Origin of the sequence: Curtobacterium uvaldense, from assembly GCF_028307415.1 — a bacterium.
Taxonomy (GTDB): Bacteria; Actinomycetota; Actinomycetes; order Actinomycetales; family Microbacteriaceae; genus Curtobacterium.
The window spans coordinates 38,853-61,279 of sequence record NZ_JAQMHU010000021.1 but is presented as its reverse complement, the minus strand read 5'-3'; the positions used below and the strand labels follow the sequence as shown (position 1 = coordinate 61,279).

At 65.5% G+C, this 22,427-nt stretch carries 20 protein-coding genes and 1 pseudogene; 6 read left to right on the top strand and 15 right to left on the bottom strand.

Annotation, left to right across the window (positions count from 1 at the left end; all coding sequences use genetic code 11):
- Positions 1 to 77 precede the first annotated feature (77 nt).
- Both PIJ49_RS12530 and PIJ49_RS12525 read right to left on the bottom strand, forming a co-directional pair.
- On the bottom strand, positions 78 to 407 hold the full coding sequence (locus tag PIJ49_RS12530) for a hypothetical protein (RefSeq protein ID WP_209684057.1): 330 nt from the start codon (positions 405 to 407) through the stop codon (positions 78 to 80).
- 113 nt (positions 408 to 520) lie between these two features.
- On the bottom strand, positions 521 to 847 hold the full coding sequence (locus tag PIJ49_RS12525; protein ID WP_271826739.1) for a hypothetical protein: 327 nt from the start codon (positions 845 to 847) through the stop codon (positions 521 to 523).
- A 271-nt stretch (positions 848 to 1,118) separates the two neighbouring features.
- Here PIJ49_RS12525 and PIJ49_RS12520 point away from each other — a divergent pair, with 271 nt between their 5' ends.
- The gene (locus tag PIJ49_RS12520; RefSeq protein ID WP_271826738.1) at positions 1,119 to 2,009 is read left to right on the top strand and encodes a VanZ family protein; all 891 of its coding nucleotides are present in this window, start codon (positions 1,119 to 1,121) and stop codon (positions 2,007 to 2,009) included.
- 52 nt (positions 2,010 to 2,061) lie between these two features.
- A complete protein-coding gene (locus PIJ49_RS12515) occupies positions 2,062 to 2,190 on the top strand; it encodes a hypothetical protein (RefSeq protein WP_268746769.1) in 129 nt (42 codons plus the stop codon).
- Positions 2,191 to 2,284: 94 nt separating this feature from the next.
- On the opposite strand, the gene PIJ49_RS12510 is transcribed toward PIJ49_RS12515, so the two are convergent.
- From PIJ49_RS12510 to PIJ49_RS12490, 5 genes are all read right to left on the bottom strand, one after another.
- Positions 2,285 to 2,842 (bottom strand): hypothetical protein, encoded by a 558-nt coding sequence (locus PIJ49_RS12510; RefSeq protein WP_251155392.1) that lies wholly within the window; start codon positions 2,840 to 2,842, stop codon positions 2,285 to 2,287.
- Between the two features lie 439 nt (positions 2,843 to 3,281).
- A complete protein-coding gene (locus PIJ49_RS12505; RefSeq protein WP_271826737.1) occupies positions 3,282 to 5,102 on the bottom strand; it encodes a DUF4012 domain-containing protein in 1,821 nt (606 codons plus the stop codon).
- 35 nt (positions 5,103 to 5,137) lie between these two features.
- Positions 5,138 to 6,106, bottom strand: coding sequence for a GDP-L-fucose synthase family protein (locus PIJ49_RS12500; protein ID WP_271826736.1), 969 nt, complete (start codon positions 6,104 to 6,106; stop codon positions 5,138 to 5,140).
- The gene (gene gmd, locus PIJ49_RS12495; protein ID WP_271826735.1) at positions 6,106 to 7,134 is read right to left on the bottom strand and encodes a GDP-mannose 4,6-dehydratase; all 1,029 of its coding nucleotides are present in this window, start codon (positions 7,132 to 7,134) and stop codon (positions 6,106 to 6,108) included. The genes PIJ49_RS12500 and gmd overlap by 1 nt, the downstream gene beginning before the upstream one ends.
- Positions 7,131 to 8,381: a glycosyltransferase family 4 protein gene (locus PIJ49_RS12490; protein WP_271826734.1), complete on the bottom strand. Its 1,251-nt coding sequence runs from the start codon at positions 8,379 to 8,381 to the stop codon at positions 7,131 to 7,133. Before PIJ49_RS12490 ends, gmd begins: the two co-directional genes overlap by 4 nt.
- 1,589 nt (positions 8,382 to 9,970) lie before the next feature.
- On the opposite strand from PIJ49_RS12490, the gene PIJ49_RS12480 reads away from it, so the two are divergent.
- The 3 genes and pseudogenes from PIJ49_RS12480 to PIJ49_RS16995 form a co-directional block, all read left to right on the top strand.
- Positions 9,971 to 10,780, top strand: coding sequence for a glycosyltransferase family 2 protein (locus PIJ49_RS12480; RefSeq protein ID WP_271826732.1), 810 nt, complete (start codon positions 9,971 to 9,973; stop codon positions 10,778 to 10,780).
- Positions 10,773 to 11,843, top strand: coding sequence for a glycosyltransferase family 4 protein (locus PIJ49_RS12475; RefSeq protein WP_271826731.1), 1,071 nt, complete (start codon positions 10,773 to 10,775; stop codon positions 11,841 to 11,843). The genes PIJ49_RS12480 and PIJ49_RS12475 overlap by 8 nt, the downstream gene beginning before the upstream one ends.
- A gap of 356 nt (positions 11,844 to 12,199) precedes the next feature.
- Positions 12,200 to 12,358 (top strand): annotated as a pseudogene (locus tag PIJ49_RS16995) (DapH/DapD/GlmU-related protein); the annotation flags it as partial.
- A gap of 66 nt (positions 12,359 to 12,424) precedes the next feature.
- Here PIJ49_RS16995 and PIJ49_RS12465 read toward each other — a convergent pair.
- The 6 genes from PIJ49_RS12465 to PIJ49_RS12440 form a co-directional block, all read right to left on the bottom strand.
- On the bottom strand, positions 12,425 to 13,465 hold the full coding sequence (locus tag PIJ49_RS12465) for a glycosyltransferase (RefSeq protein WP_271826729.1): 1,041 nt from the start codon (positions 13,463 to 13,465) through the stop codon (positions 12,425 to 12,427).
- Between the two features lie 98 nt (positions 13,466 to 13,563).
- On the bottom strand, positions 13,564 to 14,733 hold the full coding sequence (locus PIJ49_RS12460; protein WP_271826728.1) for a lipopolysaccharide biosynthesis protein: 1,170 nt from the start codon (positions 14,731 to 14,733) through the stop codon (positions 13,564 to 13,566).
- Positions 14,730 to 15,836: an O-antigen ligase family protein gene (locus PIJ49_RS12455; RefSeq protein WP_271826727.1), complete on the bottom strand. Its 1,107-nt coding sequence runs from the start codon at positions 15,834 to 15,836 to the stop codon at positions 14,730 to 14,732. Before PIJ49_RS12455 ends, PIJ49_RS12460 begins: the two co-directional genes overlap by 4 nt.
- Before the next feature lie 136 nt (positions 15,837 to 15,972).
- Positions 15,973 to 17,439, bottom strand: a complete 1,467-nt coding sequence (locus PIJ49_RS12450; RefSeq protein WP_271826726.1) for a sugar transferase — start codon at positions 17,437 to 17,439, stop codon at positions 15,973 to 15,975.
- A gap of 13 nt (positions 17,440 to 17,452) precedes the next feature.
- The gene (locus PIJ49_RS12445) at positions 17,453 to 18,397 is read right to left on the bottom strand and encodes a beta propeller repeat protein (protein WP_271826725.1); all 945 of its coding nucleotides are present in this window, start codon (positions 18,395 to 18,397) and stop codon (positions 17,453 to 17,455) included.
- A gap of 13 nt (positions 18,398 to 18,410) precedes the next feature.
- Positions 18,411 to 19,859, bottom strand: a complete 1,449-nt coding sequence (locus PIJ49_RS12440) for a tyrosine-protein kinase domain-containing protein (RefSeq protein ID WP_271826724.1) — start codon at positions 19,857 to 19,859, stop codon at positions 18,411 to 18,413.
- Between the two features lie 153 nt (positions 19,860 to 20,012).
- Here PIJ49_RS12440 and PIJ49_RS12435 point away from each other — a divergent pair, with 153 nt between their 5' ends.
- Complete coding sequence (locus tag PIJ49_RS12435; protein ID WP_271826723.1) at positions 20,013 to 20,732, top strand: CPBP family intramembrane glutamic endopeptidase; 720 nt, start codon at positions 20,013 to 20,015, stop codon at positions 20,730 to 20,732.
- A 51-nt stretch (positions 20,733 to 20,783) separates the two neighbouring features.
- On the opposite strand, the gene PIJ49_RS12430 is transcribed toward PIJ49_RS12435, so the two are convergent.
- Complete coding sequence (locus PIJ49_RS12430) at positions 20,784 to 21,728, bottom strand: hypothetical protein (RefSeq protein WP_271826722.1); 945 nt, start codon at positions 21,726 to 21,728, stop codon at positions 20,784 to 20,786.
- Positions 21,729 to 21,831: 103 nt separating this feature from the next.
- Complete coding sequence (locus PIJ49_RS12425; protein WP_271826721.1) at positions 21,832 to 22,371, bottom strand: hypothetical protein; 540 nt, start codon at positions 22,369 to 22,371, stop codon at positions 21,832 to 21,834.
- Between the last annotated feature and the right edge of the window lie 56 nt (positions 22,372 to 22,427).

Below are 22,427 nucleotides of genomic sequence, written 5' to 3'. Positions count from 1 at the left end.
GCCGCCCGGCGCGGGGCGGGGGGGGGCGCGGCGGCGGGGGGGCGCCCCCCCCCCGGGCCTCCCGGTCGGATCGTTGCTCAGTCGAGCGTGCGGCGCACGTCCGGCAGCAGCTGGTGGAGCCGCTCGGCGAGACGGTCTTGCGCCTCGTGCAGCGAGCGGAAGTCGCCGACGTACTGACCGAAGGTGTCGGACACGAAGAAGTGTGCGCCCTGCTGGTCGATCACGCCGCCGTAGTAGCCGCCGTAGTTCGCCGCCCAGAGCCCCGCGTCGGCCTCGGACCAGACGACGTGCGCCCGGGCCGGTGCATCGGGGGACACGACGCCGGCAGCGATGCCGGTGATGACCTCGATGGTCGCCGTGTCCACGGTCACCTCGGCCTGCTGGCTGTTGGCGACGCTGGTGCTCATGGTGGTGCTCCTCGTGCTGCTGTGGTGCTGGACGGTGCTGGTGGTTCGGGTCGTGCTGGTGGTACGGGTCTGGCTGGTGGTGCTGGCCGCGAGGGCCGGATGGTCGTCGGGCACTACGCGACCGGACGGATCACGGCCGGCAGCATCACGTGGAGCTGGTCCGAGAGCTTCGTCTGGGCTTCTTCGAGCGTGGCGAATTCGCCGACGACGAGTCCGAAGGTGTCCGAGGCCACGTAGCGGCCGTCGCGCTTGTCGACGCTGCCGCCGAAGTAGCCGCCGTAGTTGGCGACCCACTCGCCGTCGTCCTCCTGCGTCCACGTGGTCTTGGCACGTGCTGCGCGGCCGGAGTGCTCTGCCTCGGCCTCGAGGATCGCGATGACGTCGACCGTGTCGGTGTCGAGGGTGACCTCGCGGGTGTCCGTGGTGACGGTGGTGCTCATGTCGCTCTCCTTCGCGATCCGGGGTACATCAGGTGATGGTGCAACCGTACGAGAACGTCCCCCGGGGACGCCAGCGATGCCCGTCCATTCACGGGTTTCGTGCATACGGATCGGGGTACAGCCCCGGATTTCCGGGGCCGCGGGACACGGGAACGGGGTACAGGTGCACGATCGGGGTACTCGTTCCGTGGATGAACCGGTTCCTGTGGGTTCGCGAGGTCCCCTCGCGTCCAACCCGGACGGGAGGCGCGGCCCACTAGCGTCGTTCCCGATGAGCACCAGGACGAGGACCACGATCGTGCGGAGCGGGATGGTGGCTGCGGTCGTGCTCGTGGGCGCGGTCCTGCTGGTGCCCGGCCTCGCGGACCGGCTCCGGTCCGCGCTGCTCCACCTCGTGGGCGCGCTGCGCGCGCTCGGGCACGGCACCCTGACGCTCGGTGACGGCTTCGTGGCCGCGATCGCTGTGACCCTGCTGACCGCCCTGCTGCCGGTGCTGCTGGCGGGGGCGAGCCGGGCCTCCCGGCCGGCCGGGGTGGCGGGACGCGCCCTTGTGAGCGCCGTCGTCGTGCTGGCGGCCGCCGTCGTCGTGGCGGCACAGTCCTCCACCCCGGGCGAGCGGTTCCGGTCCGTCGTGCTCGCGGGTCTCGTCGGGGTCGCCATCGGGGCGCTGCTCGACGCAGCATGGCACGCGCGACACAGCGCCGCGCACGCGTCGGGACGAACGAGGCGGGTGGCGTGGACGCTCGCGGCCGCCTACGCGCTCCTGGTGGTGCTCGTGGCGACGGCGGGCTCCCCCGTCGACCGCGGGATCCACCCGTGGCTGACGCGAGCGATCGCCGCGGGGCACCGTCTCGGCGCTCCGCAGTGGCTCGACTACGGATCGGTCGAGTTCACCGCGAACGTGCTCTTCTTCGTGCCGTTCGGGTTCTTCGTGCTGCTGCTCTTCGGGGCACGCGCGTGGTGGGTCGGCATGCTCGGCGGGTTCCTGGCGAGCTGCGCGATCGAGACGGTGCAGGCACTGTTCCTGCCAGCGCGGTTCGCGTCGGTGGACGACGTGCTGTCGAACACCTCCGGAGCGGTGCTCGGGGTCCTGCTGGGGATCGTGGTGCTGGGGCGGGCCCGCGTGAGCGCGGCTGGCGGACAGTCGCGGGCCGCAGTGTGACGATCTGACGACGGACGAACCGCTCGGCCTGTGCGCGGCCTACGGTCAGCGCATGGACCCGAACCCCGATCGGAAGCACCATCGCCCCTACCGCCGGCCGTCGACCTTCCCCTGGTGGCTGTGGATCGTCGCGCCGCTCGTCGTGATCGCCGTCGTGGCGATCGCCCTCGTCGTCACCTGAGCCGCCCGACCTGATCCGTCCTCGTTCCTCCATCGACGACAGCACGAAGCCCCCGGCACCGAGGTGCCGGGGGCTTCGTTCAGTTCAGCTGCGCTCAGGCGGCGTCGTTCTGACGACGGACCGACTTGCGGGCGACCAGGAGGCCACCACCGAGGACGATGGCGCCGCCGGCAGCCCAGAGGCCGAGCGTCGAGATGGTGCCACCGGTGAAGGCGAGCTGGCCGGGGGTGCCGGAGTTGCCGTTCGAGCCGACCGTGACGGCGGTGTCGCCGGGGGCGACGGTGAACGAGGCGAGGCCGACGACGCCCGAGGTGGCGCCCGTGGCGGTCAGGTTGTAGGTACCCGAAGCGCCGGCCGGGAAGGTGACCTTGACGACGAGCGCGCCGGTCGGCGAAGCCGTGTATGCCTTCGAGACCGTCGTGGTCGGCAGCGCACCGAGGGTCACGGCGCCGGCGCCGGTCACCTGGACGTTGACGGTCTCGCCGTTCTGGAACGCACCGTCGGTGAAGCTGACGTTGGCGGTGCCGCCCGCGCTGTAGGTGCCCGAGACGGAGACGCTCGAGTCCGGCGCGTAGCCGGCAGCGTTCGCCGCGGTCGGGATGGCGATGAACGCTGCGCCCGCGAGGACGGCAGCTGCGATGAGCTTCTTCATGAAGTGTTTCCCCTAAGAATCTGATCCTGCAGACCCTGACGCCCAGAGCCCGTGGCACTCCCCCCAAACGCAAGCCGTGAAGGAGCAAGCGGTCGCTATGGCGAAGTTCCCTCAATCTAGCGGGAATCCTCAGGTTGTTGCCACCAGATCCGAAACTTTTTCGAGATCGACCCGATCCCGGTGCGCAGGAGGGACAGCTGAGGGGCGTCTGCGCCCCCTGCGCGGGGTGAGGTAGCGGAATTAAAGTCCCAGTTCAGAGGCGCTATGCGACAGGTTGTCCCCGTGTCTCCCGTCGCTCGGTCTGTACCTGTGACCGGCTGAACCGCGTGCTCAGAAAAGTCCCGAACCCCCCACTCTGGGGACAACACGGACCGCGCTGCACGGCTCGACACGCCGTCACCTCCGTTCCGTGCACGGGAGGCGGACGTATGGTTCGCGCTCAGCCCGCGGGGACCGGCTCCTTGCACTCGAACCGCAGGGGCTGAACCTTGCCCTGCTTGACGCCGGGCGTCGAGATCGCCTCGACGCCGGCGTTCGCGAACTTGGCGTCGCCGAGGTACGCGACGCGGAAGGTCGTGCTCTCCCCCGGCGCGAGCAGCGTCTGCAGCTGCGTGACCGGGTGCCCGCCGTCAGTTGCCGTCTGCACGCCGACCTGCTTGCCGTCCTGCGTCGAGCCGAGGTAGATGGCGTTCTCCGGCGCGTAGACGGCAACGAGGGTCTTGATCTTCCCGGGCTCGGTACCGAAGCTGCCACCGCCGGTGACGTACTCGGGGAGACTCGTGGCGGCATCGGTTGGAGCCGTGTTCTTCAGGGTTACCTCGACCACGGAGGTCGGACGGCCGTCCTTCCTGCAGACCGACGATCCGACCGAGATGGTCTTGTCGAGGTAGTAGTCCATCTTCGAACCGGTGCCGTCGTTCAGGTAGACGCCGAACTGCCGGGTCTCCCGCGATGCGGCGGGGAGCTCGCCGGCCAACGGCGTCCCGTCGAGCTGCCGCTGCTCGTCCTTCGTCGCGCTCCACAGCCGGAGTCGACCTTCATCGGTTCCCTTCGTCAGCGCTCCGATGAACTGCTTCGCGTCGAAGCCCCCGCTCGACACCTTGTCGAAGACCGCGCTCGCGGCCGAGGCGAAGAACGCGTCCTGCACCGCGGGGTCCGAGTACTTCGTGTAGACGTCGCTCAGCAACAGCTGGACGGCGTTGTCCGCAGTGAGCGTGTCACCTGTTGCCAGCTGGACCGGCCCGGTCGCCCGGAGCATGTAGCTCAGCGTCACCGGGTCCATCGCGAGGACCCCGTCGACCTCCTGCCCGAACTTCTGCTTCCACATCTCGCGGGCGAGCTGTGCTGACACGTCGAAGCGGGGCGTGAGGTTGACGTCCTGCATGTACCTGCCCGTGATGTCCCCGTACAGGCTGGCCGTGTCCGCCTCGAGCGGAAGCACCGGCTGCTCGTAGGGGCCGAAGGACGCACCCGCAGCCTGATTCTCGAGCTTGATCGACCCGTCCTGCACCTTGAGCAGCGCGACGGCCCCCGGGATACCCCCACCGGCGCGGAGCTCGGCGTTGTTCTGGAACAGGAGCACGTAGTTGCGTTCACCGTCGCGAGCGAGCATCGCCGGTGCGAGCTGCACGACACGGTTGGCCGTGTCGACCTGCGTCGACGCGGACTGCACGGCGTTCCGCAGCTGGTTGACCGCAGAGGTCACCGGCGAGAGCGTGCCGCTCGTGTCGATCGCCTGCGCATCGCGGTCGGCCTTGGTCAGCGTCTCGGCCGCCTGCGCGACCGCCGGCTGTGCCGTGACGAGCGGATCGAGGTCGATCTTGCCGTCCTTCGGCGCGAACGAGTTGACGCCGAGTCCACCGACGACGCTGGCGACGGGACTCACCGCACCGTCGGCCACGTCGTCGACAACCTTGGCGACCTCGCGCACAGCACGCAGGTTCGTCCCGAAGAACGGGACGTACTGGGCTGCGCCCCACACCGGGTCGCCGGTGAGTGACCGGGCAGCGGACGCCTCGTCCTCCAGGTGTCTTGCGGTCTGCTGCGCCGCGCTCGTGTCCGCGTCCGTCAACTGCGACCGCAGCGTGCTGACGTCGGACACCGCGCGTTCGAGATGCCCCTTGGCGAGCACACCGCGCACCCCCACCCAGACGACGGCGAGGATCAGCAGGAGGACGACGGCCAGGACGGTCCACAGCACGACGCGGGCCCCGGACCCCCGGCTCACTGCAGCGCGTCGCGACTCGGGCTGGTCGGACATGGGGTAATCCTACGGTCCCTCATGTCCGACCGAGGTCACTGCCGAACCGAGTCCGCGTGCTCGCGGTACCAATCGATGGTGCTGCGGAGGCCCTCCTCGAGCCCGATCTGCGCGGTCCAACCCGCTTCGGCGAGCTTGGACACGTCGAGGAGCTTCTGCGGGGTCCCGTCGGGCTTGGACGTGTCCCAGACCGTCTCGCCCTCGAAGCCGACGACCCTCGCGATGGTCTCGGCGATCTCCCGGATCGTGACGTCCGACCCCGTACCGACGTTCACCTGGTCCGGGCCGTCGTAGTGCTCAATGAGGTGGAGGACAGCCGAGGCCATGTCGTCGACGTGCAGGAACTCGCGGCGGGGTGACCCAGTGCCCCAGTTCTCCACCTGGTGGACACCCTGCTGCACCGCTTCGTCGTACCGACGAATGAGGGCGGGCAGCACGTGCGACCCCTTGGGCGAGAAGTTGTCGCCCGGCCCGTAGAGGTTGGTCGGCATGGCGGAGATCCAGGAACGACCGTGCTGACGTCGTACCGCCTGCACCTGCAGGATCCCGGCGATCTTCGCGATCGCGTACGCGTCGTTGGTCGGTTCGAGGTGCCCGGTGAGGAGGGAGTCCTCCTGGATCGGCTGTTCCGCCAGCTTCGGGTAGATGCAGGACGATCCGAGGAACACGAGACGCTCGACACCATGCTCGACGGCCGCGTCCATGACGTTGACCTGGATCTGCAGGTTCTCGCTCAGGAAGTCGTGCGGGTACGTGTCGTTGGCGAGGATGCCACCGACCTTGGCCGCCGCCAGGACGACGTGCTTCGGTTGCTCCTGCGCGAAGAAGTCGAAGACGGCGACACGGTCCTTGAGGTCGAGTTCGGACGAGGTCCGTCCGATCAGATCGGTGAAGCCTTCTGCTGCGAACTTCCGTTGGACCGCCGACCCGACGAGACCACGGTGTCCAGCGATGTAGACGCGGTCGTCACGATCGAGCGGCCCTGGGGTGAACTCGGCCGCCATCAGGACTCCCAGCTCGCGAGCTTGACGGTGTCGATCCAGGGCCGACCCTCGTGCTGGAGCGCTTCGATGTCCGCGTCGACCATGATCCGAGCGAGCTCCGCGGTGTCGACCGTGGCCTCCCAACCGAGCTTCTCCTTCGCCTTCGACGCGTCGCCGACCAGGGCGTCGACCTCACTCGGGCGGAGGTACCGCTCGTCGAACCGCACGTGGTCCTCCCAGTTCAGCCCGGCGTGGGTGAACGCCGTCGACAGGAAGTCCTTGACGGTGAAGTTCCCGCCGGTCGCGAGGACGAAGTCGTCCGGTTCATCCGCCTGCAGCATGCGCCACATGCCCTCGACGTACTCCGCCGCGTACCCCCAGTCCCGGACTGAGTCGAGGTTGCCGAGGTAGACGTGGTCTTCCATGCCCGCCTTGATCCGGGCAACTGCGCGCGTGATCTTGCGCGTCACGAACGTCTCACCACGACGAGGGGACTCGTGGTTGAAGAGGATGCCGTTGACGGCGAACATGCCGTACGCCTCGCGGTAGTTGCGAGTCACCCAGTAGCTGTAGACCTTTGCGGCACCGTACGGCGAGCGCGGCCAGAACGGGGTCTCCTCGTTCTGCGGCGGTGGGGTCGCGCCGAACATCTCGGACGACGACGCCTGGTAGAAGCGCGTGTGGATACCGGACATGCGGACGGCCTCGAGCATGCGCATCGATCCGACGCCCGTGACGTCACCGGTGTGCTCGGGCTCGTCGAAGGACACGCGCACGTGCGACTGCGCGGCGAGGTTGTAGACCTCGTCGGGCTTCAACTCACCGAGGAGGCTCACGAGACGGGCACCGTCGCCGAGGTCCCCGTAGTGCAGGAAGAGCTTCGCGTCGGGGTTGTGGGGGTCGACGTAGAGGTGGTCGATGCGCGAGGTGTTGAACGTCGACGCACGACGGATGACGCCGTGCACCTCGTACCCCTTGCGAAGCAGAAGTTCGGCCAGGTACGACCCGTCCTGTCCGGTGATGCCCGTGATGAGCGCGCGCTTGGTCAAGCAGTCCCCGATTCCCTAGTGGCGGTTGAGCGGCGGCCTCTCGCCAGCGTCTCCAACAGCTGAGCAAATGTATCGAACGAGGCCGCTGCCGTCAGACGCTCGGTCCGGAACCGTCGACCAGACGCGCCCATCGCACGGGCCCGCTGAGCGTCTCCGGCGAGCGCGACCGCTGCGTCAAGCAGAGCCTGCGGGTCGCCGGCGGGCACAACTGGCCCCGCTCCCGCGAGGAGTACCTCACTCTCGGTGACACTGCCCGGGTCTGTGGCGGCGATGACTGGCAGCCCTGTGCTGAAGTACGAAGTGAGCTTGCTCGGGACAGCCATGCCCGCAACTCCAGCACGTTCGTTCACCAGCAGCGCATCAGCGGAAGCGAGCGCATCGCGGAACTGGTCGTCAGGGAGAGAGGCAATCATCTCCACGTTGGCCACCCCGGCGGCGAGTTCAGCAAGGGTCGATCGTTGGTTCCCGTCTCCGAGCAGGACGAAGCGCACTCGCGAACCGGTCGCAGCTGCGAGGCGAGCCGCGTCCACCACGTTCTCGAGGCCTTGCTTCACACCCATGTTCCCCGCATGCAGGACGACGAACTCCGACGGGTCCCAGCCGAGGGCCGCGCGTGATGCGTCGCGATCGACCTGCCAGCCGTCGTCGAGGTGGGACCAGTTCCGGACGACCTCGACTGAAGCAGGACGAACACCGAGCTCCTCGACGACAGTGTCGCGGAACCGCTCGTGAATCACGACGACCGCATCGGCAGACCGCAGTGTCCACTTCTCGATCGCACCGATGAGCCGGCTTGACAGACCAGGACGTCCGACGCCGAGCTCCCGAAGACCAAGAGTGTAGAGATCCTGCACCCAAACTACGACCGGACGCCGCGTCACGAGACGCGCCTTCACCAGCGCCACTGCGGACGAGATGAGCGCAGGTGAGACCAGGACGACGACGTCTGGCTTCGCGAAGCGTGTGCAAACCGCCGCGACGCCGAAAGACAGTTCAGAGACGGCGCGCGCAACTCCCCCGGGCTTCGACGGGAGCCGATGCCGGCGCCTGACAACCATCACCCCGTCCTCGATGGAGGTCCGCGAACGCGGGATCGGTTCGTCATCGAAGCTCCACTGCGGGTAGTGCGGGAAGCCACTCAGCATCCGGACGCGCCAAGACCGAGACGCGAGCTCCCTGGCTAATCCGCTCGTATAGGGGGCGATCCCCGTTGATTCGGGCCTGTAGTTGAGCCCGACGATCGTCACGGATCCCGCTCTATGCACACGCAATGATAACAGGTCCTCAGTTTGACCCGCGCTCCTGCGAGGTAGGCGCCCGCGGTCGCCCAGGCGCACTTGACAATCTGCAGCCGCGTCTCAACGAGCGAGGACCCCGTCGATCGCCACAGACCGCACGAGCCCGCCTACAGCACTTCACGTTGACGGTCCGGCATTGCCGATCCGGGCCCTGTCGCGCACAGTCAGTACCCTGGCACGCACAGAAGATTGATGCCGATGGTTGCGTCAGGCGGAGTGCTCGCCTCAGACCGCAACCGCGTCGGAGGTGATCGGACAGCGCTTCTATTCCTCACGCCTCGCCAGGCGAAGGCGACTCCTCATCTCGTCTCGTGCCGCCGCCATGCGACACCAATCGCCTGTACCCGTCCCAGCTTCTGCTGCCCCCGCAGCCACGTTCCGGACCGGAACGCGACACGCGGGCGCGCTTTACGGCGCCGCACCGTTTCGGCGACCACCACTGCACCACCGCGCGCGCCTCCAGCCGATTCAGTCGACCCGGGTCGGGGCTCGTGGGCTCAACCCCAGAAGCATGGCCGAAACCGAACAGCAGCACTAAGGCAGACCCGAAATCACTGTGGGTAAGGCGACCGCGCTCCTCCGCCACACGCGCGCTGCCACCAGGCGAGCTACAGGAGCGGGCGTGTCGCAGGCCACGGTCGAACGATCACTAGCTACTCAAACCCGGAGCAGGGAACCTGCCCTACTTTGCGCGAGCATGCCTCGGAACTCTTGCGGAGCAAGTATGCTCACGAGGGGGCAAGCGGCTCCCACAGCGCATCAAGCGGGGAGTCAGTGTGGGAAACCCTTCTAAACAAAGCCAGCCGACTACGCCCCCGGTCATCCCGCTGAGAGAAGCGCCGGGTGAGCGCACAACTTGGGACCGACCGATATTGGTAGTCCTATTGTGGCACGTCGTAGAGCTGCTACTTGTTACGAACCCTTGGCAGATTAGCTCTAGGATCCGCATCTGGGGGCTGCGACTGTTCGGGGCGAATATTGCCCGCGGCGTAGTGTTCCGCCCGAGAACCCGCGTCCGATTTCCTTGGAAGTTGTCGGTAGGCGCCGGAAGTTGGATAGGGGAGGGCGTCTGGTTCCATAACCAGGACAAAGTTATTATCGGCGCAGACGTCGTCCTATCGCAAGATACCTTTCTCACGACGGGAAGCCACGCTCACCGCAGAAACATGGCGCTTATAACCCGCCCAATCGTCATCGAGGACGGAGTCTGGGTGACTTCCCGCTGCATGGTCAGCGGCGGCGTCACGATTGGCCGGTCCGCATTGATAACTCCGATGAGCGTCGTCAACCGAGACGTTCCTGCCAATTCAATCTCCGGCGGCAATCCCGCCGGTCACCAGGGATGGCGCTTCGTCATGGAATGAGCCGTCGAGCGACCAGCGTCCTGCCGGACTCAGCCGTGCAATGACGCTCCGCCACGCTACTGTTTCGCAAGTCGGAACCGATACTTTGCCGACTGCAGTTGCTCTTTATTGGACCGCGAGAAGCAGATCCGAACTCGGGAGATAATGAATACCAAGATACCTGTTACCGTGCTGGTGCAGACGAAGAACGAAGCGATCGGGATTGAAGCGTGCCTTCGCGCTCTCGGGGATTTCGACCAGGTGATCGTCGTTGATTCAAGGAGCACTGACGAAACGATCGATGTGGCGCGGCGAATGGGTGCGGAGGTCGTTGAGTTCGACTGGAACGGGCGTTATCCTAAGAAGAAGCAGTGGCAGCTGGATAACGTAGAAACTAGGCACGATTGGATCCTCTTCCTAGATGCTGACGAGACTCCCGATGAGCAACTCATCGAGAGCATGCGGCGCGCCATGAACCGGCCAGAGGAACAGCGGCCTGCGGCGTATGATTTACATCTTCTTTACTACTTTGCGCAACGTCCTCTGCGACATGGACACCGCGTTCAAAAACGTGCCCTTGTCAACCGCAAGGGGGTGCGCTTCCCCGTGATAGACGATCTCAATGCGCCCGGCATGGGCGAGCTTGAGGGCCACTACCAGCCAACGGCGCACGGTCGCGTGGAACGGCTCCGCGGTCGGCTTCGTCACGAAGATCTCGACCCAGTACGCACCTGGTTTGATCGCCACAATAGGTACTCCGACTGGGAGGCCCATTTGGCAGCAGCCAAATCTACCGCCGCCAATAGATACCGCTCGAGGCAAGGTAAAGCGTTCGCGGCCGTACCCTTCAAGCCTCTACTCTTTTTCGTCTATTCATATGTGGCACGGCTAGGTTTCCTAGATGGCCGCGCGGGCTTCGATTACGCCTTCGCCCTCGCTCATTACTACTGGCAGATCGGTTTGAAGACCCGCGAGCAGATTGGGGGCCGGAATCGTCATGCCTGAACCAGTGAAATTCGGATTGTACTTAGCGGTTTTACCTTCCTACCGCAACGCTTGCATTGAGTACCTGCGTTTAGTCTTGCGAGAAGATGTCAAGATCTGGGTTTCTGAAGCACATCTTGATTCGACTGTCCGCACCGGGATTCCCGCCGCGTGGTTTTCCGAAACCAGAATGCTGCGGTGGCGCGGCCGCGTGTTCCTTCAGACGGATCATCTCCTGGCCGCCGCTCGGGCTGCCAGCCTCATAGTCGACTTGAATCCTCGCTCCCTCACCGCTTGGTTACTTCTCGTAGTGCGTCGACTCTTACGCAGGCCAACGGCCGTATGGGGCCATCTGCATGGCCAGAATGGGCCCACCTCAAAGACGGCTCATCTGAGACTTCTAATGAGACGGCTGGCGACAGGTACGATCGTATACACCTATTCCTCTAAAGAACTGGCGAAACTCGAATTACCTAAGCAGCCGGTCTTCGTCGCGTCCAACGCGTTGTACTTCAAGCGCGACATTTTCGTGGAGGATGCGCCGCAGCGAAACTCGGTGCTTTACGTAGGTCGGTTCGTTCAGTCAAAGAAAGTAGACCTCCTGATTCGAGGCTTCGCGGTTCTGGCGCAGGAGGACAACGAAGTGCAACTTGAACTCGTGGGCGGCGGCGGCGAAGAAGCTCACCTCCGAAGCCTTGCCGATGCCCTCGGTATATCTTCCAGGGTCATCTTCCATGGGTGGAAGAACAGCCCAAACGATTTGAGGGAAATCTACTCGCGCGCGTTCACTTCAGTCTCACCAGGCTTTGTTGGACTTCAAATCACGCAAACCATCGGTTTCGGAGTACCCATCTGTATCGCACGACGCGAGCCGCATTCGCCAGAAGTGGAACTAGCTACCGAGATGAACGCCGAGTGGTTTGATTCTGACGACCCTAGCAGTCTCGCAGGTGCGTTGAGGCGCGTCCGTAGCGCTGAAACGACTGTCCTTCGAGACGAATTGAGTCAAACCGTCCGAGACAACTACTCTGCCGAACGAATGGCTGAGGGGCTCATTCAAGCACTGGAGGGAAATCACCCTTGAACGACAACAGACAACGGGTGTCGGCGCGGTCCGGTCTTATCGGGCCCGCGCGCGGCTTGGCCCGAGAGATACTCCGCAGACTTAACGTTCACGAGAACGTACGATACGGCAGCCATTTCAGAGTGGGACGTTCCTGCGTCATCAGTGCGCCCCATGGACTCACCATCGGGAACAATGTAAGTATCGGGCCACGCTCAATCGTTCAGGTGGATGGAACCATTGGCGACTGGGCCCTGATCGGCATGGGAGTACAGATCGTAGGCAGATCCGATCATCTGTCATCCGACATCGGCGTTCCGATCGTACGCGGCACCTGGGTGGGCGACCGCGCTGCGTCCCGAAAAGACGCAGTGCACATTGGTATTGACGTTTGGATCGGAGCCGGCTCAATCGTGATGAGCGGTATCTCCATCGGTGACGGTTCGATCGTTGCGTCGGGCAGCGTCGTCGTACGGGACGTTCCTCCGTTCAGCATAGTTGGAGGCAATCCAGCAAAGGTTCTCAAGCAGCGATTCGCGAACACAGAGGATCAGCAAAGACATCTTGCGAAGCTAGCAGCACTCGCCCCTTGATCGTCTGCACTATAAACGATCGAGCCTCCACTGCTTCACCGCGGCCATGACCGGATTATGCAGGCAGAAAGCCGCAAGCCTACCAAGTAGGGGAACCTGCGCCGGTGCTCGACCCATCGTCTTCGAATCGACTAGGAGGCGAGTGAGGGAAGTGACGCTGTATTGCGAGATACAGCTGTCGTAATCGTTGATCCTGCCACGCCGCTTTGCCAACACCTCATTGCGCCATGCACGCGATATAAAACGGTAGTTGAAATTAGAGAGACGGATGAATTCCCAGGGCGTATTGTCCCTGAATGGCCGACCCCGGTAGACTACAGGGAGCCCGCAAAGTAGCGCTTCTAGCAGCACATTGCCGAATGATTCCCCCCGCGCGGCATCGTGCGCAAAGACGTCGGCGGCCCAATACAGCTCACGTACCGCAGTATCGTTATCAATCGGTGCCAGTAGGCGCACCTTGTCCTTCTGGCTTAGCGCGGACCGCAGTTTTGTAGGAGCGCCGACGAGCAGGAGGATCTCTCGTCGAAGCTGACCTTCGAGACGAACATATTGCCTTGACCACTTACCGTCGTGCGGCGATCCGATTCTGAGCACGGTCTTATCGGCAGTCGTCAGACCGAGTCGCGCCCGCGCATTCCGTCGTTCCGCGATCGAGGGTGGTCTGAAGAAATCAGAGTCTTGCGGGTTCGGGACAACGATCAGTTCATCCGGTTTGGGCTTGAACAGCATGTTTCCGCGATATTGCGCAGCGGCCCAGTCGCCTAGTACGGCGGTGGTTCGACGCGAGCGCGGGAACGACTTCGCTATAAAATCGTCGCAAACTGCGAAAATATTGTTCGTAATCAGCTCGACTGGTTCAGCCCACGTCCTCTGAGTCCAATCTGCGAGTTCGAGCACCTCCGATTTCATCCTCCGCGACCAAGCTCCGTGATGGAGCGCCAGGATAGGCGGCTCGTCGGTTGTGAACTGCTGCGTTGGATCGACGAAGCGCCCCACCGCTCGAAAGGCCTCAGCCCGCGATTCGTGCACCCCTCGCATCGCGTAGAACATGACCTTCCATCCCGCATTTGAATACGCCTGACCCCAGCCTAAGGCGCTACGCGACGTTCCACCCAAGGTATCGTCCGCAAAAGCGATCAGAACAGATCTCATCGATTTCCCTTTCTCAGTAGAACCGCAAGGCAGATGACCAGGATGACCTGAATCGAGATGGTTCCCGCGACTGCAATGATCAAGCTTCCGATCGCGGCGCCAACTACTACTAACGCGAGCCCCAGAACTACCGAAATGATCGTTGCTCTCGCTACCACCCGCGCCCGCCCGTAGGCGTAGAGGATCGCTGCCTGAATCTGGTTCAACACACTGAAGGCGCTATTAACGAGCGTGAGCACGAATACCCAATGGTATTCCTCGTACTGTGCGCCCAGCAGCACAGGACCGATTATGCCTGCGGCAGGCGACGCGACCAAGACCAAAACAGAGTAGGCGACGCCGGTCAGCATGTACTTCCGCTGGCGTACTGTTCGATGAGCCATATCATCTTCAGCGGCCAGAGCTGGCACGAGCTTAGCGGTAATTGCGGTGGTGACGATGTGAATAGGGCTCGCTAGTCGGAATGCCGCGGCATAAGCCGCAGCAGGCCCATTACCAATGCCCTGCCTTATAAAGATCACATCGAGCTGTTGGAACATCGACGCTATATTTGCTAGCCAAAAATGGCGTGCTAGTGTCCATAGATTTCTCAAAGTCGTCACGCGACGTCGAAATCTCCATACTGCCAGTAAGGAGCCCAGGCTGATCAGGATGGACCCAAGAAAGAAACCCTCGTAACTGCTCCAACTTACAGACGCGGCGAGAAGGAGTACCGCGAGCGGCACTGCTCGCCGCAACACGATAATCCACGTTGCCAGCTTCTCTTGTTGCGTACCGAGCAGTACGTTCTGGACCAGGTTCAGCCACAATTCACTAGCAGCGAATATAGCCGCTGCTGTAATTATCGAGCCAGGAGCCGCGGGAACGATGAGCGCAAGCACTACCGCGACGACTCCACCCGTCGCTCCCGCACCCAATGCGCCGATCATCAGCGCTGATCCCGCAAGGCCCGTCGAATCTCTCGCCTCTGTACGCAGGACAAGCGTTGGAAGACCAGCCCCAAAAACGCCGATGCAAATCGCGCCTAGAGCAACACCGGTTGCATATATACCAAAGTCCTTGATACTCGAGAGTCGAGCTAGTGCAACCAGAGTGGCCGCCTGAAGGAGCGCGCTGCCGCCCCTGCCAATTATCAATCGGCCATACTGGGAGATGAAGCTTCTCATTCGGAGAGGAAACCGGGTCGATTCTCGTCACGATTCGTCGTAGACGCTTGTCGATGTGCAGCGATAGACACTAGCAATGGGAACCAAAACCAACGGTCGTACAGAACTGGGCCAGTCATTGCGAATACAAGTGCAGCGAGAACACCAGCTGTCAGTACCGTCCCGATGTGCCATTGTCCCATTCGCAGGTACCGAACCGCGGCAAGGAGGGCTGCAGCTGAAGCAAGGACCACAGCGGCGACCAGGAGCGGACCGCCCTGGTACCAGGAGAGCAGTAACAAGTTGTGCGTGAGCGTCTGCCCGTCATACGTCACGCCATCGGCTGCCGCGAGCCCCACGCTACCGAAGGGGTGCTCATTGATGCGCTGCCACGCAAACTGGTCTGTCAAGAGCCGCGCCGTAAGTGTGCTGTCGCCTACGCCATTCCCGGTGGTGTCAGCCAAGCGCTTGAGCGGGGACGCGGCGCCCGGAAACAGCCTGTCAAGATTTTGAACGAGCAGAGTTACGCATAGACCTGCAGCGACTAGCACGACTATTTTGAGGATCTTCTTCCGGCCAGCTAGAACGACGACGACAGCGCCGACCGCAGCGCCCAGCATGCCTGTGACGCTACCGCTCAGGATCAGCCCGACCACCGACAGCGTCAGATACAACAAAGCGGAAGCGCGACCATTCTTGCGAAAGGTCAATGCAAGCGCCATTGGAAGCGCTACCGCGAGCACTCCTCCTTGCCCATTCGGATGCCCCTGAAGACCTGACGCACGACCGAAGATGACTAGCGACCCGGGAATGTCGAAGTGGAAGGCTATCTGCATTATCGCCGCAAGCGAAGACATCGCCGCTCCGAGCAGGAACGCTCGAATGATCTGCTCTACGCGCGACGTATCCACCAGCACTCGACGAAGACTCCACTGCCAGATACTGAAGACGTAGAGGAGTCGTAAACCGACGAGCAAACTCTCCATGAAATGAGACGATTGATAGGAGCTGATGATCACCGCAATCGCTGCCATCAAAAGTGCGAGGAGGAGGCTGCGCGACGTGGTGCGAGGGCCCTCTCGGCGCGCAAGGAAGAGGCACACCGCCCCAAGGACGAAGCTCAAATCGGAAATTGTGAACTCGCCGATTCGTGCGACTAGCGCAGGTAATGACACTGCTCCGAAAAGAGTCAGCCCCCAGCCAACGGTTGCGAGAGGATCCGGGCGGCTCCGACTAGTGCCGTCAATTTGGCCGTAGCGGTCAATAAGCACCGGCACTGCCTCTCACCGCCTTGATGGTTTTCCAGAGTAGAACGAGGTCGCCGACCATCGACCAGTTCTCGACGTAGTACAGGTCGAGCCGCACCGAGTCCTCCCATGACAGGTCCGACCGTCCGCTGACCTGCCACAGACCGGTCATCCCCGGCTTCACCAGGAAGCGCCGGTGGACGTGCACGTCGTACCGTTCGACCTCACGGGCGAGAGGGGGCCGCGGGCCGACCAACGACATGTTCCCGACCAGGACGTTGAACAACTGCGGCACCTCGTCGAGGCTGTAGCGACGCATGAAGGCACCGACGCGCGTGACGCGCGGATCGTTCTTCATCTTGAACAGGACCGTGTTGCCCTCGGCCCGGTCGAGCGCACTCAGCTCCTGCAGGCGCTGCTCCGCGTCGACGACCATCGACCGGAACTTGATCATGTGGAACGTCGAACCGTTCAGTCCGACGCGCTCCTGCAGGAAGAACACGGGCCCAGTGGACGTGACCTTGACGAGCAACGCGAGCACGAGCAGGACCGGGGAGAGCACGATGATCAGTGCTGCCGATCCGATCAGGTCGAACGCACGCTTGGTGTAGAGCTTCCGGCCGGAGTAGGTCGGAGTCTCGACGTGGATGAGCGGGAGGCCCTGCACCGGGCGGGTGTGGATCCGCGGGCCGCCGATGTCGGTCAGGCTCGGCGCGACGACCAGATGCTGCCGTCCGGGCTCGAGCGACCAGCTCAGCTGGCGGACCCGCTCCGGGGGCAGGTCGTCTGAGCTCGTGATGACGACGGTGTCCGCTCCGGTCGCCGCCAGGGCTGCCGTGACGTCGTCGATGCCGCCGTGGCTCTCGACGGTGGATCCTGGCAGCAGACCCCGCGTGCCGTCGGACACGGCCGCGCCGACCACACGGTAGCCGGCTTCGGGTGCCCGGGCGAGCTCCCGTGCGATGTGCAGCACGCTCGCCGTCGAGCCGACGAGCAGTACCCGCGCGGAGTACCCGCCGTGCTTCCGCTCGGCGACGAGCCACTGGCGCCACATCCAGCGAGAGAGCAGCAGCACGAGGATGCCGACGGGGAACGCGATGAGCACGTAGCCGCGGGCCAGGTCGACGCGCAGCAGGTAGGCAGCGATCGCGATCAGCCCGAACACCCGGACGCTCGAGTCCGCGACCAGCCGGTACTCGGTGCTCCCGACGCCGATGACGCGGTCACCACGGGTGTCGTAGAGCGCCAGCCCGATCATCCAGACGGCGATGACGACCACGGAGATGCCGAAGTAGCTCAGGCGCAGGTCCGCCGTGTTCGTCATCAGGTTCGAGTCGAACCCGAGCCAGGCGATCTGCACGCCGAACACGACCCAGATCAGCGCCAGCAGGTCGGTGACGAGCACGCGACGCGAGTACGTGCGGCTCCACTCGCGGGTGCTCCCCGTGGAGACGGGCTGGTGGACGGCCTCGGCCGTCATCGCCGACCCCGCGTCACCACGTCGCCCCGCCGTCGTTCGACACCGCGACACCGTCGCCCGTCCACATCCAGACGTCCTGCCCGGAGCGGTCGAGCGCGATCGCGCCCTCGGTCGCGACCGGGTTGCACCCGATCGGCGTGGTGGTCGTCGCGCGAGTCACACCTGACGCAGGCATCGTCTCGATCTGCACGCCGTCGCACGAGTCGGTCCCGATGCGGGCGAGCGTGTACTCGGTCCCGTTCACCGCGAGCGCACGGACGCCGTCGATCGGCACGGTCACCCACGCACCGGTACCGGTGCGCCACTGCAGCTCGTCGGCGCACGCGACCAGCGTCGTACTGTCACCGCGGAAGGCGTCGAGCGGGTCCTCGCACGGCGAGGGCACGACTGCATCCCCGAGCACGAGCCCCTGGTCGGTCACACCTGCGCCGGCGGCACCGGCGGTCCCGAGCACCCAGGTGGCTCCGTCGTCGGTGCTCGTGCGGACCTCGGTCGCGCACTCGTCGCCGACGCCGACGAGCACGGACAGGCCCTCGGCGGTCGCACGCAGCGACCCGATGGTCCGCACGTCGTCGCCCAGGGCGACGGGTGACCACTCCTGCCCGCCGTCGGTGGTGTGCTCCAGCACCGTCTCGGAGACGTCACAGGTCGTACTGGAGGCTCGCCATGCCTCCAGGCCGTCGACCGCGGACAGCATGTGGCGGGTCGACACCCCGTCGGCCGTCGGTCCTGCGGACGCGGTGGCGGACGGTCCCGGCGTCGCCGGCGCTGACGCGCTCGACCCGAACGTCGGCACCGGACCGGCGTCGCCACGCGCCTCCGGCGCGGTGCGCGCCAGCGCCAGCGCCACCAGGACGACGTCGACGACGACGAGCGCGACGACCACGAGTGCGATCCCGATCAGCGTCGTCCGCGGCAGCTCGCTCCCGAGGCTTCGGATCCCCCGGCGCTGGCTCATCCCCTGACCGCCGTCAGCGGTCCGCGCGGCGGACCACGCCGAGCTTGCCGCGGGTCTTCCCCGACGACTTGGTGGACTTCTGGGGCGGTTCCTCTTCGTCGAGGCCGTACCCGTAGCCGTACCCGTAGCGGCCGTAGCCGTACGCGCCCGGACCCTTGACCGGCATCATCGTGATGACGAAGCCGGCGATCGGTGCGCCGACGTTCTCGAGCGACGCGACCGCGGCGGCGAGCTGGCCCTTGTGGGTCTTGCCGGACGCGACCGCGAGGATGGCACCGGACGCCTTCTTCGACAGGATCGCGGCGTCGGTGACGGGCAGCAGCGACGGCGCGTCGAAGAGCACGTAGTCGAACTGCTGCTCGAGCGTCTCGATCAGGTCCTGCATGGCCTTCGAGCCGAGGAGCTCCGACGGGTTCGGCGGGATCTGGCCGGCAGGCAGCACGACCATGTTGCCGCGGCCCCAGGGCTGCGCGACGTCCTCCAGGCTCGCGCGACCGATGAGCACGTCGGTCAGCCCGGCGGAGCCGTCCACCTCCATGTACTCGCCGACGCGGGGGCGACGGAGGTCGGCGTCGATCAGGATGACCTTGAAGCCGGCGCTGTCCAGCGCGATCGCCAGGTTCGCGACGGTGGTGCTCTTGCCCTCGGACTGCATCGACGACGTCATGACGAACGTGCGCGAGCCGGTGCCGAGGTCGAGGAACTGCAGGTTCGTGCGGAGCGTGCGGAAGGACTCGGCGCGCGGGCTGCGCGGGTCGACCTGCACGATGAGCGGTCGCTCGGACGCCTTGTTGTCGTAGGCGATGCCACCGACGACGGGCTTGTCGCTGATCTTCTCGACGTCGGTCTCGACGCGGACGCGGTTGTCGAGCGTCTCGCGCAGCACGGCGATGCCGACGCCGAGCGCCAGACCGACGAGCAGACCGAGCGCGATGTTGACGGGGACGTTCGGGCTGACGGGCGAACTCGGCACCTGCGCCTGCTTCACCCGGGTCAGCTTGACGCTGCTCGAGCCGTTCTCGTCGGTGGCCTCGATCTCCTCGACCACGTTGGTCAGGCTCTGCGAGGTCGCGTTCGCGATGTTCGTCGCCTGCACCGGGTCGGTGCCCTCGACGGTGATCGAGATGAGCGTGGTGCTCGTCGGCGCCGTCGCCGACACCATCGTCGCCAGCTGGTCAGCGTTCATGTCGAGCCCGAGCGACGAGATGACCGGCAGGAGCACGATCGGCGTCGACACCAGGTTCGAGTACGTCAGCACGCGCTGCTGCGTGAAGGTGTTGCCCTGCGCCAGGTCGCTGGCGCTGCCCGACGTCTCCGTCGACACGAACACCTGCGCCTCGGCGGAGTACACCGGCTTCTTCAGCAGGGAGAAACCTGCCGCCGCCGCGACGCCCACCAGGGCGAGCACGAGGATCAGTGCCCAACTCTTCCGCAGCACTGTGATGTAGTCGCGCAGTTCCACGCGGCCCGCCTTCCCCGATCCTGGCCGTTCCTGTGGTCCCGACACAGGTTCCGTGGGCTTGTCCCAGCAGACGGCATACAAATAGTGCCACACCATTGAGCCTCACTCGGCTGTTCTTGCCGATCTGCGTCGGTCGTCCTCTACGCTCGCCCCATGACATCCGAGCCGGAGGTGGCCGCCACCGAGCCCTCGACCGCACGGCAACGCGACCTCGTCGCTCTGCTGGTCGCCCTCGTCGTGGCGGTGGTGCTCGCCCGGATCGTGAGCAGCCTGACGCTGCGCGGTGCCGTCCCCGGCCCGGTGCTCCAGGTGCTGCTCGGCAACCTTGCGGTGTGGGTGCCGCTCGTGCTCGGCATCGTCTGGGTCCTGCGCCGCTCGGGCCGTGACCTGTTCGGTCGCTTCCGGATCGAGCTCGGCGACCTCGTGTTCGCGCTCGGGGTCGTGATCCTGACGCGGGTGTTCGACGCCGTGCTCGCGCTGTCGTTCACCGGGACGAGCGGCCTGCAGCCCGCGCCGTCGCTCGGGACCCCGGACATCGGGCTGCTGCTCGTGTCGGCGGTCGGCATCGTGCTGGTCAGCCCCGTGCTCGAGGAGCTCTTCTTCCGCGGGCTGTTCCAGCGCCTCCTCGCCGCCGAGCTCACGCCCCGGACGCGCTGGCTGGCCGTGCTCGTGACGGCGTTCCTGTTCGCGTTGTCGCACCTCTTCCTCGGGTCGGCGACGACCTCGCTCGGTGGGGTGCAGGTGTTCCTGACGACCTTCGTGCTCGGGCTGCTCACGGGCACCCTGGTCGCGATGACGAACCGCGTCGGCGGCGCGATCGTGGCGCACGTGCTGTTCAACGCGGTGGCGGTCGTCGCGACCTGGCCGCGCTGACCCGGTTCACGGGCCGCCCAGCGCCGTTCGACCTGGCCGCACCGATCCTGCTCAGGGATCCGACCGGCGCCGTCCGTCCCGCAGGCGCACGACGACCGCACCGGCGACTCCGATGACGGCGGCGACCAGCAGCGGCACCAGGGTCGCTCCCGCCGGTCCCATCGCCATCACGAAGACCGTGGCGCCGGCCGACACCATCTCGAGCGGGTACGGCAGGTACACGCGCGACCCCAGTGCGTACGACACCGCCGTGATCGCCGCGGTCCCCGTCCACAAGAGCCCGAGCGCGATCAGCGCGGCGATGCCCTGACCGACCGTACGGAGCCCGGTCCACGCGATCGCCGCACCGACCGCCACGGCCGGCAGCCACCGCAGCACCGCGAGGACGACGCCCGCCGCGTCACCGGGCGAGGACACCGGCGGGACGACGAACGTGTTCGCCCACGACCCGAACGTCACCGCGCCGACGGCCAGTGCGACGAGCGCACCGCCGGGAGCCGCTCGGGCGACGAGCGCAGCGAGCACCGCCGCCGCTCCGACGCACACGAGCGACCCGACGGTGAGCGCGACGACGTACAACTGCGCGGCGCTGACGTCCGCACCGGTACCCGGCGTCCCGTCCATCCGCATGCCGGCGCCCGTGACGACGGCGGTCTCGACGACGGCCACGACCTGCACCCCGACCAGCCCGGCGAGCGCCGCGAGCGATCCGCTGCGCCGGACGGACCCGCGAGCACGCAGTACCCGGACGGCGATGCCGGCGAAGACTCCCCCGACGAGCAGCAGTGCCGCGATGGTCGTCACCGCGTACTGGCTGAACGGCAGCAGGGCGATCGGCATGTCCGACGGGTCGGTGGTCGGCGTCGCCCACAGGTTCTGCAGTGGGAGCCGCATCCCGGTGATGATCCACGGGAGCAGACCGGCGACGGCCGCCCCGGCTCCGACCGCGACTCCGACGGTGATCTGCTGCGCGGTGCTGCTTTCTCCCTGATGCACCACGGCACCGTACCGACAACAGTGCATCGCGCTGGCGTCCGCTGCCACCCGTGGGCCGACGGACACATCGCCCACCGGCCCGGCGGGTACCGGCCTCGATCGGCTACCGGCCGGCTTGCTCGTCGAGCTGGTCGCGGAGGAGCTCGAGCCTGCTCGGTGACGCAGCGACCTCGTAGCGCCCCTGATCGCTGTCGAGTCCGATGACGTGGAGTTGCGGGTTGATGGTCCAGAGTTGCCGCAGCGGCGGCCGCTCTCCCGTGTCCGGTCCGAGTCCGACACCGGTGAGGAACAGCTTTCGACCGCTCGGGATCCGGAGCTGCCACCGGTACCGCTCGAAGGTCGTCCCACCGTGCGCCACGTCGAACCGTCCGTGTCGCCACTTCCCACCGGGCTCGCGCAGCGCAGCTTCGACCCGGTCACCGACGAGGCGTCGACCGACGGCGAGGCCGAGCACGAGGGCACCGACGCCGACCACGACGGCGAGGGCCGCACCGACCACGTACGCCCAGAGTGGTCCGCGCTCGTCGTCACCGGTGACCGCGGGCAGCACGAGGAACGCCACGGTGAGCCCGACGATCATCCCCACCACAGTCACGCCGATGCGGAACGCGGACTCCTTGAGCGGTTGCTTGCGTCGCGGCACGGTCGAGCTCCTTCGGCACGGGTCGGTGGGGACCACCCGAACCTACGCAGCAGTCC